Origin of the sequence: Neomelitea salexigens DSM 19753 (assembly GCF_000422345.1) — a bacterium.
Lineage (GTDB): Bacteria > Pseudomonadota > Gammaproteobacteria > Pseudomonadales > Spongiibacteraceae > Spongiibacter > Spongiibacter marinus_A.
Window position 1 is genome coordinate 453,431 of the sequence record NZ_AULP01000001.1, and the last position, 13,189, is coordinate 466,619.

The following is a 13,189-nucleotide window of genomic DNA, read 5'->3' on the forward strand; positions in this document are numbered from 1 at the left end:
ATTATTGACTTAGGCGCGACGGCTTCGCGGCATTTCTGCGCCGAGGTGGTGTTGGTGATGCTTACCCAGTCGCACCATCTCTTCATCTTCATAGCGCTCCAAAATATCTGCCAACTTCCGGCTAATCTTGGTGCTGGTACGAATCATTTCAATCTTCGGCCAGGTCGCTCGCTCCCCTTCTTTGATAAAGAAGCGCAATTGATCTTCCGTCAGCTCATTGAGAAGCTTGCGCGGATCAAAAAAGCGGTAGCGTGGGATGATATTAATGTCCCCGGTGTACTCTTGACTGATGACCGCATTGGCCATATTTGCCAGCCGTCGCACCTTCGGTGAGGACTTAAAGTATTTTTGAATCAGGCCGTTGCTAACCTTATACCACTCTTTAAGGCTGCGCATTGTAAAGTGCCTCAGTGACTTAACGACACCCGCCTGATCCGACTTCGCATCGTGCAACATCCACAGCACAATGGGATTGGTCTGGCTGACAATAAAGTGGTTTACGCCGTACAGGCGGGATAAACGCTTAGCAGGCAAATCGTCACTGAAGGAGCCATCGATCCAACGGCGCGTTGCCAAATAGGGCTGTGGGTGTCCGTGGACGTTTTTCGCCTCCAACATCACTGGCGGAAATACGCCGGGTACTGCACACGATGCGAGAACCGCTTTGCGAATATAGACGTTGGGCGAGGCAACCGCATTGAGTAGGCGAGAAGTCTGGTGAACATCGGACGGCGAGACCGAAATGTTAATGTGGCGACCGGTTTTTTCAAAGGCCTCCTGGAAGGTCATATCCGGCACCAGCTTAGCGATCTTCTCCTTGAGCATGCGGTGATTGATGCGGGGAGTCGTGCTGGACAGGTCGTTGTTGACCAGTTCCATTTCTAAGCGCAATTCCTGCAACAAGTTATCGGTATCGAGGAAATACCCCAACTCTTCGTCAGTTTTTGTGCCGAGCACGGCGGCGATCAGCGAGCCGGCACTGGCGCCGGAGATGACGTCGGGCAATAGGTCTTGCTCAATCAGCGCCTTAACCACGCCTACGTGGAAATTCCCCAGTATCGCCCCGCCACTGAGCATTAAGGCCGACTTTCCATAACACTTATTAGCGCGACGGAAAAAGTCCAGGCGCTCCACAAAGCCGGGCTGGTCACAGTCCAAGTTACTCAGATGATCCAGGGCATCGACAATGGCATCGACGTAGTCGCCAATGAGCTCTTTGGTACCAAATTTTGCACGGGAGTACAGCACAGGCTTACCCATGCCTCCCATATTGCCGTGTATCCCCTCATTGAGGGTAAACAGCAGCCCAATATTGTCGTTGTTCTCGCGGAAATACCTGAGCCGCTCGAGCCGAGAGCGAATCGAGGCGTAATCGTACAAGCTAGTCTTGTCGATCTTCTTCCAGTGAGCTCGGCCCGAGCTGCGGTCGTGTTCCTGAGCCAGCGACTTCCACTCATCAAAGCTGGAGGCTTCCTGCAATTTCTTGTCGAGCTTCTTAATTGTAGAGGGCATGGTCTTCCTGTTTTGGCCGTGTAACAAGGCAATCACACATCACCGTAGCAGCTTGTGTGCGAACCGAGTATCAGCACTGATGCTTAGTTCACTAGTGCCAGTTAGTTATACAATAATAACAGAGTCGGCGAACAATAAAATGACTAGGTGTTCAACGAAAATCGCGGCATTTTACTGTTCAATATCTCCATGTTCTTGCATGGCGCGCACCGCGTGCTGATTCCGTCCACCAAGCCGAGCAAGCTCAGTATGTGATTGCCCACAACGGGCTTGCCGGTATTGAGAATGGACACCGCGATATCCCGCTGGGGGTCTGCCCAACAGAGGATATTAGAAAATCCTAAGTGCCCGTATGCGTAGGGCGTATTACGTCCGTATACCCCAATGTGGCGGCCACCTAACATGGCGCCAGCACTATATCGCATAGGAATAATCAGCGAGCGATCAAATTGTGGGCGCGCCGCTTCCCTAGTAAGGCGGTTGACTGTCAGCGGCGATAATACCTGCTTGCCCTGCCACTCCCCTTGCTGCACCAGCATTTGAAAAAAACGACTGGCTTCTTCAGCCGTCGCGTACAGGTTGCCCGCTGGGATTTGCGCATTCAAGAAGTCTGCGGTGTTGGACAAATGCACAACGGAATCGACGTCGGTTCCCAGCACCTTCTCCAAATGCCGACCTACCGGGCCGATATTTGCCACACCACTAATATAATTTTCTGCAACGTGATGGTGGTCCGCTTCTTCTAGCCCGTAACGGAAAAAGCGCATGCCCATTGGCTTGCGGATCACCTCATCAAGGTAGGTATTGATGTCTTTGCCTGTACATATTCGAATAAGTTCGGCGAGCACGAAACCACCGGTGATTGCATGGTAGGCAACGACCCTGCCGTCTTCACACAAGGCCGGTTCCGCGCAGATTTTCTCCAGCGCGGCCTGCGGATCGAAAAGAATGTCGGTTGGCGTACCCGGCGGCACACCTGGAACGCCCGCGCGATGCGCCAATAACTGGTAAATGGTGATATTTGCCTTACCACCTTGAGCAAATTCGGGAATGTAGTGACTGACCGGATTGAGGAGGTCAATCAGTCCATCTTCGGCAAGTTTGTGGACCAGTACCGCCGTTACTACCTTGGAGGCGGAAAATAAGCACACGGGGGTATTAAGCTCAGCAACCTCCGGTGAGCCGCTTTCCAAGCCGCGTGCGTAGCCAATACTGCGATTAATCAAAAGCTTACCGTTGCGACGAAGAGTCATGCTAACCATTGGATGCATACCACTGCGGTGTAAAGCCTCAGCTTTCTGCCATATCGCATCGACATCGCCTGCTTCCATTCCCGTCCCTTCGGGAGAAAGTTCAGCGCTATCAATAATCGCTTTACTCGTGGTGAGGTACTCGGCACCCGGCGCACGAAAAATCTTGTTACTCAATGACTTACATTGCTTGGAAAGCAGCATAACTACACTCTTTGGTCGACACAGCGCCCCGGAAATCAGGTTACTGCACAATAACGCACAGTTATAGCATGCCAAAAGAGTGTGAACTAGAGCCGAAATGGAGTAGAAATCCGGGCATTTGAGTAAATTGTGGCAGGAATTCCAGTCAAACAGGACTTATCAGGAATTGGCCTGAGCCCTGTCATCTAGCAGCGGCGCTGGGCGACCGTGCAAATACCCCTGACTAAAATCGACACCTAAATCACGCAGCTTGTCTTGCACTGACTCTCGCTCGACAAACTCTGCGATGGTCCGCTTACCCAGTACATGACTGATGTCATTAATAGATCGCACCATGGCCTCGTGCACGGGGTTGGTGTCCATATCGTGGACAAAGAGCCCATCTATTTTGACAAAATCTACCGGCAGTTCTTGTAGGTATCCGAAGGACGACATGCCTGTACCAAAATCATCGAGCGCGAACTGTCCGCCCAGTTCATGCACGCGCTCAATAAAGCGCGTCACTACGGAATAATTGGTGATCGCAACCGTTTCAGTAATTTCGAAGCAAATCAGCCCCGGATCAACATGACCACGGCGAAGTTTTCTATAGACAAACTCCAGGAAGGCTTCCTGACACAGCGACTGCCCGGAGATATTAACCGAAAACATATTTTCGCCAGGCTTTAACTGCGGATTCGCGCGAAGGTATGCAATGGCGGCATTCACAACCCACCGGTCTATCTGCGGCATGAGGCCAAAGCGCTCCGCCGCTGGCATAAATTGCCCGGGGCTGAGCAGCTCGCCTTTGTACTTCATGCGAAGCAACAACTCGCTATAGCATAGCTTTGAGGTGTCATCACCTAGCGCTACGATGTGCTCGCGCACCAGACAAAAGTCATCGTTGCTCAGGGCTTCGTTTATACGGTGCACCCAATCCATCTCATCGTGCAGGCGACTGAGGTTTTTATCCTGTACATCGTATATGTGAACGCGATCTCGGCCATCATCCTTGGCGGAGTACATCGCCACGTCGGCCTGACTCATCACGGTCTGACGCTCCAGGGAATACTGGTCAATAAGGACAACGCCAATACTTACCGATACTCGGTGGCTGATATTACCCCAGCTGAAATTGATGCGCTTAACTGCCTTAACCAAACGCGAGGCAACAGCGCGGGCTTCAAACGCGTCCACATTGCTTAGTAGTACACCAAACTCATCACCGCCCAATCGGTAAAGTAGGTCGCCGGTAAACAATTCATCATGTATACACTCCCCTACCACCTTAATCAGGTTGTCACCCGCGCCATGCCCGCTGGTATCGTTGATTAACTTAAATTGGTCAATATCGATGTAGAGCAATGCATGAGTGCGGGAGCTGGTGGCGGCGTCATTCACCAAGTTATCAATACGGTGCTCGAACTCCTTTCGCCCCTCCAAGGAGGTTAATGGGTCGAGATGGCTCACAGCGCCGGCATTGTCGAGATTCGACAAGGTATGAGATGCAAGCATGAGACTGTAACCCACTTGCTCTCCCGCCCCATTGTGAACAGGCGACACGCAGGCTGCCAACTCGGCTTCGTGCGCGCCTCCGTCTGCTGATAAACGAAGCCTCGCTTCATGACCCTGCAAGCTGATGTCATTCAGCGCGGCCGCCGTTAACGTGCCGCCATACTCATCCTTTAACCCGAGCGCTTCGCTGACCGGCTTGCCGCACACATCGCCACCCTTTACCGCTAACAACCGTTCAGCCGCTGGGTTCAGATAACAGATGTTAACCTCGCTATCTGCGCACAGTATCGCCCGTGAGAGGCCCGAAACGATCCAGTCAGCACGCATCGCTCGCCCCTTACTCGCTCAGAGGAATGGTGAAGTAAAAGGTCGATCCCTTGCCGACTTCAGACTCCAACCAGATTTTCCCGCCGTGCCAGCGCACAATTTTTTCGCATATCGCCAGCCCCACACCAGACTCTTTGGAGACGCCCTCGGTGCTATCGCGGTGGAACAAGTTAAACAAGCTGGTGTGCTGCTCAGGGCTGATACCTCGACCAGTATCCGTCACCGAAAACAACCAATTCCGCTCATGGGTAACGGCATTGATGTAAATGTCTGGAGCGTGACCTTCTGTAAAGCGAATGGCATTGCTGATCAAGTTTTGGAATAGCTGAACCATTTGCCGGTGGCAGGCGTGAATCGTGGGCAATGTCTCACAGTGGAGATTGGCGCTGCTAGCGCGAAATTCAGCATCGAGATTCACCAGCACCTCGTGGATCACCGCATTGCAGTCGACCGTTTCACGGCTCTCGTTGAAACGCCCAACCGACGTCAGGGCAACGAGTTTATTCAACGCCGATTGCATCGCATAAATATTTTCCCGCATATCCATGACATCCTCGGCAATCGCAGCAGGTAATGCCTCCTGCTTTTGCGAGGACAAACGCCGAATCGTACCGACAACGTCGTTTAACGGCACCTGCAGGTCTCTTGCCGCCAAGTGAGACAACTGCTCAATTTCATTGACTAAGCCGATAAGCTGGTGACGGCTTCTCGCCAGGGAAACCAAGTCGCGATAGGATGATAAAGCCGTGTAAATAACCGAGAACAAACGGTCCTGAGTAAGCTCCGTTTTCGCGCGGTAGTCATTGATATCATAGACTTTGAGTACCCGCCTCTCTGGAGCCAGGCCGGGCTGCCCAGTTCGCAATACAATGCGAACAAAATGATTGCCAAGGTCCTGACGAATATATTGCGCCACATCCAAACCGGCACTGTCCGTTTCCATCACAACGTCCAGCAAAATAATTGCCACATCGGGATTGTCGCGAATCATGGCCTTCGCTTCAGCGCCCGAGTATGCGCTGATAAACTCCAATTGCCGGCCGCCAAAGGTGAAGTCATGCAGTGCCAAACGCGTCACTACATGGATTTCTTCTTCATCGTCGACGATCAAGATCTTCCACGTTTTTAGCGCCTGATTTGGCGTTTGATTTTCACCCTGTATCGAGGTGTCTGCCGCCAGCATTAGGGGGTCATCGATAGCCACTGTTATCTCCCACTCCCGTCATCGCCCTTTCCATCTCGCAGGCTATCTATTAATTCCACGTTATCGTGCGCGATCGCCACGTTCCTTACAAATAATTCAATCATTTGGATATCGGGAACCGAAAAATCATCTCGCGCGGAAACGTACAATAATTGCTCGGTTCCAGCCTGTGTTTGGTAATAACTCACCCAGTAATTGTCGCCATAGTTATTGGTCTTTTTCTCAAACGCGCTACGCAAGCGCTCACGTGTCACCTCATCAAATGCACTGCAACTCACTTCGCCCTCAAAATCCGTAAATTTACCTGCCGAGGCCAGTATCTGTAGTTTACGCGCACTGGCTTCGGCTACGATTCCCGAAGCACGAATCAGCATCGCATCACGATTCAGGTATAACAACGCGATCATCTGCTCGAGCACACCGTCATAAAAAGCATGCATTTGCCTGCGCTCGAAAATTGCTGCAGAGGCCTCAATGACCCGCAATAGTCCGCGCCGATTATTATCTAACGCACTGAGATCCCTAAAGGAGCGCAGAGCAGTATAGACGGTAGAAAATAATTTCTGGCGGGTCAGTTCGGTTTTTTCCTTATAATCATTGATGTCGTAGCGCGTAATCACCTCGTGCTCAGGCGCCTGTCCTGCCTGCCCCGTACGCAGGATAATTCGCACCAAGTTATTGCCGAGCTCTTCACGAATATAACGTGCCAGCTCCAACCCCGCATGATCAGTTTCCATAACGACGTCCAACAAAATCACGGCGATATCGTCGTGTTGCTGAAGTAGCGCTTGTGCTTCGGCGGCCGAATACGCACTGATCATCTGCAAACCGCGCCCGCCTAGCTCGAAATCTTCCAGAGCAAGCCTCGTCACTGAGTGCACGACTTTTTCGTCGTCAACCACCAACAGCACCCAGGGGTCACTGTGTCTGCAGCTCGCAGCGGGACTGTCGGCCGCCAGTTGTAATTTATCGTTTTCTTGCGACACGCTATTATCCATTGTTAATTTGCGCTCCCGGGTGAATATTCGCAGGGAAGCGGATCCTAACTTCCACACCGCAACCAGGCTCACTGTGTAGTTCAATGGTGCCTAGCAATTGCACAGTTACCAAATTGTAGACAATATGCATGCCCAGCCCGCTACCGCCCCTGCTTCGCCGGGTAGTAAAGAACGGCTCAAAGACCTGCCCCAAATGCTCTGGAGCGATTCCGCGCCCATCATCGCGATAGACCAACTCAACCTCCCCGCCATCTTGGCGAACATCCAGCTGCAGGCGACCCTCCTCCCCTCTTTCATAGCCATGGGTAATTGAGTTCATCACTAAGTTAGTCAGTACCTGAGACAAGGCGCCCGGATAATTAAACACACGGATATCATCATTAACCGTCATGTCGTAGCGTAGCGAAGTTCCCTTAAGCTGGGGGCTTAGACTGCGCCAAACCTCTGACAAATAAACGCCCAAATCAAATTCACGCAGACCATCCGCACTCTGATCAACAGCGACCTGTTTAAAACTGCTGACAAGTTCCGCCGCGCGGCTGAGATTACTGAGCAGCAATTCACAGTGCTGCTCAGTATTGTCGAAAAAGTCATTGAGTTCCCGATGTCCTAGCTCGCCAGCCTGGTATTTTCTGCGCACGTCGATGATTCGGCTACTCATGCTAGAAACTGCCGTGACACCGACACCTACCGGCGTATTGATCTCATGCGCAACGCCTGCAACCAGTCCGCCCAAGGACGCCATTTTCTCAGTCGTTACCAGCTGCTCCTGCGCCGTTTTTAAACGACGCAGCGTCGCTGCCAGTTCGGCATTGCTTACCGCAACCTCGCTCACCTTCAATTCGAGCTCGCGCTGCGCAGCGACAAATTTTGCTTCTCTGGAGGCCATCGCGGCAAGCATTGCACTCAGTCCCTCCCCCAACCCCTTTAACTCGCCCCTAGGGATCTCCAAGCTAGGCGCCACGCCATTAGCCTGCTCAGCATTTCGCAAGGTATTGGCCAAACGCATCAAAACAGAGAAATAGGGGCGACTCAAAACGTAAAAAGTGGCGTAGCCGAGAGCCAAAGAAAGAAGGGAAAAAACGGTGATTTGTATTAGATCGACGCGCAGTTTTGCTAACACGAACAAAGTCGATAGCACTGCGACGGTGACGAGCAGAGCGATTAACGCCGACGCTCTCAACGTGAGGATTGGATAGCCGCGACTCAATCCACATCCTCCCTTCCGTTAGCTACTGTGAAAGCCCGCCGCCCTAAGTATCTCGAGCCATTTATGTAACGTAGTTAACAGCGGCAGCGGCACAAAAAATATCGTGTGTACTACCTATCTACTGACAATCATACGAATATCTAGCAGCCTCAAACGCTAAACATCATATCCACGCGCTCGTCGCGAAATAAATCGACACCAGGTGCCAGTAGCTCCATATATCGATCGAAATACAGAAATTGCTTTAATAGCATCGTGAATGAACGCGGAAAACGAATACCATAGTTTCTGGCGATACCACCCAGGTCACTCAACAGCGCGTTCACACCATCGCCGGTGTTATTCTCCAATACACGCACTGGGTCCAGCGCATTCAGGTTGGTAAATAGCGCGGTAATATCCTCTGTAAGCGCCTCTACATCCACCTCCTCGCGTGTGATACCAACGGCCACCATTGCCTCGGCCATCATTCGGTAGTTCTGCGAACTTACGCCATTAAATAGCGCAAACATCGCCTGCCATGCCTCCGGCTGGATACGGCCCACCATACCAAAATCAATGAAGCCGACACGACCATCATCAAGCAACAGTAAATTGCCACTGTGCAAATCGGCGTGGAAGAAGGAACACTGAGTCAAACTCGCAAACCAGGTATTCAGGGCATTAAACAGCCCCTCACTGGGGTCTCTCCCGCCCAGAAGGCCCTGATCGGTTAGCGCACAACCATAAAGCCTTTCCATAGTCAGCACACGCGCAGAAGATGCCTTTGGATAGGGCTTGGGCGCAGTCACCCGATCATTGCCTGTATCTACAAGAAAACGCCGAAAAACGTTGAGGTTATCCGCTTCTTTGACGAAATCGCACTCATCGATCATCGACTGGTACATTTCAGCAACCAGCCCCGCCACCGCATCGCGGTCTGTATTGGGAACAATAAGTTCCAGTACCCGCGTAAGCACATATACCGTATTCATGTCAGTCGTCAGTACAGCCCGAACGCCCGGCTTTTGCACTTTAACAACGACATCTTCGCCCGTTTTCAGGGTTGCCGCGTGGACCTGCGCAATGGACGCAGACGCCAGCGCTGTTTCATCAAAACGCTGATAAATCTCCTCTAGAGGGCGACCCAGCTCCTGTTCAACGATCTGCCTGATCTTCGTGAATGCGATCGCCGGGGTTTGATCCAGGCAGGCCTGGAACTCATCGACATAATCTTTCGGGAAAATGGACGGTGAGCTCGCAATGAACTGACCAAACTTTATGTACGTAGCGCCCAGCGCTTCGAACAACTCGCGCAACTCCGCGGGTTTCGGCTGGCGCCACTGAAGCAACCATTTCATGGCCTGAGGGCACACGGTGGCGACCGTTTGCGCAAACCGCAGTGATCCGCGAAGCCCCAATTCCGCGATACCGATATTGCGGCCAGCGGAAAGCTCGGGAATCAGTGGTTTAAAGCGGGGAATTGTAGCCATCAGTGCGTCCTCTCTACCTGCGTAAGCACAGGGGTCTGTTGGCTATTATCGCCTATTGCACTGCTGCGGCATAGCGAACAGCCCCAGACAATGCGCCATTACAGCACTGTAATGTCGTAACACTCATCGACTGGCTACAATCTAGCCATCGAAATAACAATAATCTGGGCTCAGCCATGCAAGACACCGCTATCCACGCAACCGAACAAGAGGTTGAGGGCAAACACACCGACGATGTATGCAAGCACATTAGCGACGGCTGCTACGACATTGACGGTAAGCAGGTCGACCTGCCGGTGCATGTTAACGACGCCGCTATGTTGATGAATATCTATACCGTAGACAGCCAGAAAGCGCAGGCATTGATTGCAGATACCGGTTTCAAAGTGGTGGAGCTCTGGCCCGGCAAAGCACTCATGCAGCTTCTTGCCGTGGATTATCGGGAAAATGACCTGGGGGACTACAACGAGGCGGCCATTGTCTTCCCCGTGCTAACACCAGGCGAGTCACAACCACTGCCGGTTTTCGGCGCAATGTGGCGCGTTATGCGCGGCAAACTCGCTAACTACGTCTATCGAATGCCGGTAAACCAAGGCTTTACCACCCATGCCGGGCGCTATATTTGGGGCTTTCCCAAATGGGTTACCGATGTTGATGTGCACTTTAATGAGCACGAGGCACGCGCCCGCTTTAAAGACGACGATCAACTGGTCTTCGAAATCAGTGCAAAAGCCGGTGGAAAGAGCAAAGCGCCGGCACAAGAAGCGCCATCGCTAGCCGTGCGCAACGGCAAAGCCTGGAAGACCGTGGGCATTACCGAAGGCGAAGGCCTGCGATTCAGCATGGGGGGAAACCCGCCTAGAATTGGCGAGGAGCACCCATTGGCGAAGACTTTACGCGCACTGGGCTTACCGAAAAAACCGCTGTGCAGTGTGTCGATGGCACGCGCCAAACTTCGCTTTGAGGGCCCCGAGGCGGTGGCGATCGGCCAGCCTTTTAGCCGCTAATCTGCTGGGGCGCTGACACGGCGCCCAACAGGCCACTCTGGGCAATGCCGTCAAATAGAAACTGCATTGCCAAGGCACACAACAGAACCCCAAACACACGGCTCACCATGTGCATACCGGTGACGCCAAGCAATGTTTGCAAACGGCTCGCCAGCAATAACGCCGCCAGCGTCACCAGTAACACCAATAGTAGCGCGAGCGCCACCGCCCCCTGCTGGAGATAATCTCCCTCGGCGTGGGCCATTAGCAGAATCACCGCGCCAATCGCTCCCGGTCCGGCAATTAATGGCGTTGCCAGGGGGAACACGGCAATATCTGCCTTCGCTTCCGCCTCTTTCCGCTCTTCTCGCGTTGCTGTGGTGGCGCCGCTGCCATTTGCCGCCACCATATCGATACCAATCAGCAGTAATAGCACACCACCGGCAGCCCGCAGCGCAGCAAGCGATATACCGAGAATACTCAGAATCCACTCGCCGAGCAGCGCAAAAAGAAACAAAATGACCGAGGCCACTAACACGCCTCGCATGGCCGTCAGGCGGCGTTCTTTCGCATCCAGGTCCCCAGAGAAAATGGCGAACATCGCCGCGACATCAATGGGGCCGATCGTTGCGAAAAAGGTGGTAAACGCAACACTGAATGCTTCTAACACACCGCTAGGCACGAGTGATCGCTCGCTTGGCGCCGCTCACCGCATCACGAATCAATGCGGGGCCGCGGTAGATAAACCCGGTATACACTTGCAGCAGGGACGCACCCGCCGCCACTTTTTCGGCCGCCGACGCATCGTCACTAATACCGCCTACCCCGATGATGGGCAGACGTCCGGCCAACTCGTCACTTAATATTTTCACCACCGCGGTGGATGCCTCACGCACGGGTGCGCCGCTCAATCCACCGGCCTCATCACCATGGGGCAGCCCAGCCACCCGTTCACGGGCGATCGTCGTGTTTGTGGCAATCACCGCATCGATTCCCGCTTCAACAAACGCCTTAGCAACATCTCTGACATCGCCCTCGGCCATATCCGGTGCGATCTTCACCGCGATGGGCACATAGCGGCCATGCTGCTTAGCAAGCTCAGCTTGCGAGTTCTTTAGCGCTTTCAACAGCTGGCGCAAGGGCTCACCAAATTGAAGGTCTCGCAGCCCAGGCGTATTCGGGGACGACAAGTTCACCGTTACATAACTGGCCAATGGATAGACTTTGCGAAGGCAATGTAAATAGTCATCTACCGCTTGCTCCGCGGGCGTATCTTTATTCTTACCGATATTAATACCGAGCACACCGTCGTAACGGCTTGCCTCGACGGCGCTAACCAGCGCATCGACACCGTCGTTATTAAAGCCCATACGATTGATAATGGCCTGGGCGGCGGGCAAACGAAATAACCTCGGCAAGGGGTTACCGGGCTGAGCGCGCGGGGTGACCGTGCCCACTTCAATAAAACCGAAGCCCAGTGCCGCCAGTGCATCGATATGGCGTGCATTTTTATCGAGACCTGCCGCAAGGCCAACCGGGTTGGGAAAACGAATCCCCATCACTTCAACCGGGCACGGCGCCGGCTTAGCTCTGAGCAGCCTTGTTAAGCCCAAGCGGTGGGCGAGGTCTAACGACTTCAATGAGAAATTGTGGGCAGTCTCCGCTGACATGCGGAACAACAGGGGGCGAATCAACGAATACATGTATGGGCCCTTATAAAATTTGGCGCCAGCATAGCGAAATGCGGCGCCGGGAAAAAGCCCGAGCCTCGATCACGCCGAGGTATGCAAACCACACTCGCGGTTTTCCGCGACCTTGGTGGGATCAAAATAATGCTTGCAGCTGGGCAGCTGGTGCGCGGCCATGTAGGCCTGAACGTCGTCTTCTGTCCAATAAAAAATTGGCGCCACTTTCAAGATGCCCCGCCCGTCCCACGACAAAACGTCCAGGCTTTGACGAAAGGCCGTTTCTTCTTTTCGAATTCCGGTTAGCCAAATTTTCGGCTTAATCTCTTCGAAAGCACGATTAAACGGTTCAAGCTTCACCTGTCGCGTAAATTCGCGATGTAGCTCGGGGTTATCGTCCGGGTGTGGAATCCCCCCCATCAAGGCGTTGCGGCGCTCTGCCGTCATTTCAGGGATGTACACCTTCAGGTTGGGCTTTAGCAGCTTGATCAATTTTTCCGCCACGCGGTAGGTATCCGGCACGTTGTAGCCACTGTCAGCCCAGACAATCGGCATGCTCGGATCCACATCGGTGATCAGCTTCAGCATCACAGCGGCATTCTGCGAGAAGCTCGTAGACGACATCGCCGGCTGCCCCAGCGATACCGCCCAGCGGATAATCTCTTCCGCGGGCCGGTCACGCAGCTCTGCATTCAATGTGTCTATATCAATGTCCATGATCGTCTTCACTGCCAATATTACGGTCGGCAACTTTACCACATGATTGCAGGAAAACAATAAAAACCTATAAAAATCAGCTAGTTATAACAAACGAGAATATTGTTATAACAAATTCGATTTTTATAGC

At 52.9% G+C, this 13,189-nt stretch carries 11 protein-coding genes; 1 reads left to right on the forward strand and 10 read right to left on the reverse strand.

Annotation, left to right across the window (positions count from 1 at the left end; all coding sequences use genetic code 11):
- Window positions 1–9: 9 nt before the first annotated feature.
- The 7 genes from H573_RS0102150 to H573_RS0102180 all read right to left on the reverse strand — a co-directional run bounded on the left by H573_RS0102150 (window position 10) and on the right by H573_RS0102180 (window position 9,671).
- A complete protein-coding gene (locus H573_RS0102150) occupies window positions 10–1,512 on the reverse strand; it encodes a DUF3336 domain-containing protein (RefSeq protein WP_036255461.1) in 1,503 nt (500 codons plus the stop codon).
- A 143-nt stretch (window positions 1,513–1,655) separates the two neighbouring features.
- Window positions 1,656–2,966, reverse strand: coding sequence for a serine hydrolase domain-containing protein (locus H573_RS16680; protein WP_051170863.1), 1,311 nt, complete (start codon window positions 2,964–2,966; stop codon window positions 1,656–1,658).
- Window positions 2,967–3,125: 159 nt separating this feature from the next.
- Window positions 3,126–4,787 (reverse strand): sensor domain-containing protein, encoded by a 1,662-nt coding sequence (locus H573_RS16685; protein ID WP_051170865.1) that lies wholly within the window; start codon window positions 4,785–4,787, stop codon window positions 3,126–3,128.
- 10 nt (window positions 4,788–4,797) lie between these two features.
- Window positions 4,798–5,991 (reverse strand): sensor histidine kinase, encoded by a 1,194-nt coding sequence (locus H573_RS18755; protein ID WP_051170867.1) that lies wholly within the window; start codon window positions 5,989–5,991, stop codon window positions 4,798–4,800.
- Window positions 5,992–5,993: 2 nt separating this feature from the next.
- Window positions 5,994–6,893: a DUF3369 domain-containing protein gene (locus H573_RS16695; RefSeq protein ID WP_161624227.1), complete on the reverse strand. Its 900-nt coding sequence runs from the start codon at window positions 6,891–6,893 to the stop codon at window positions 5,994–5,996.
- Between the two features lie 88 nt (window positions 6,894–6,981).
- Window positions 6,982–8,199, reverse strand: a complete 1,218-nt coding sequence (locus H573_RS16700) for a sensor histidine kinase (protein WP_154653817.1) — start codon at window positions 8,197–8,199, stop codon at window positions 6,982–6,984.
- A 149-nt stretch (window positions 8,200–8,348) separates the two neighbouring features.
- Window positions 8,349–9,671, reverse strand: a complete 1,323-nt coding sequence (locus H573_RS0102180) for an ABC1 kinase family protein (RefSeq protein WP_051170871.1) — start codon at window positions 9,669–9,671, stop codon at window positions 8,349–8,351.
- Window positions 9,672–9,847: 176 nt separating this feature from the next.
- On the opposite strand from H573_RS0102180, the gene H573_RS0102185 reads away from it, so the two are divergent.
- Window positions 9,848–10,678, forward strand: coding sequence for an acetoacetate decarboxylase family protein (locus tag H573_RS0102185; protein WP_027872835.1), 831 nt, complete (start codon window positions 9,848–9,850; stop codon window positions 10,676–10,678).
- Here H573_RS0102185 and H573_RS0102190 read toward each other — a convergent pair.
- The 3 genes from H573_RS0102190 to H573_RS0102200 all read right to left on the reverse strand — a co-directional run bounded on the left by H573_RS0102190 (window position 10,668) and on the right by H573_RS0102200 (window position 13,059).
- Entirely contained in the window at window positions 10,668–11,327 is a 660-nt protein-coding gene (locus tag H573_RS0102190; RefSeq protein ID WP_027872836.1) for a MarC family protein, read from the reverse strand. The two genes, H573_RS0102185 and H573_RS0102190, sit on opposite strands and share 11 nt — an antisense overlap.
- Window positions 11,328–11,331: 4 nt before the next feature.
- On the reverse strand, window positions 11,332–12,360 hold the full coding sequence (locus tag H573_RS0102195; protein WP_027872837.1) for a quinone-dependent dihydroorotate dehydrogenase: 1,029 nt from the start codon (window positions 12,358–12,360) through the stop codon (window positions 11,332–11,334).
- A gap of 69 nt (window positions 12,361–12,429) precedes the next feature.
- The gene (locus H573_RS0102200; protein ID WP_027872838.1) at window positions 12,430–13,059 is read right to left on the reverse strand and encodes a phosphoadenosine phosphosulfate reductase domain-containing protein; all 630 of its coding nucleotides are present in this window, start codon (window positions 13,057–13,059) and stop codon (window positions 12,430–12,432) included.
- Window positions 13,060–13,189: the final 130 nt, after the last annotated feature.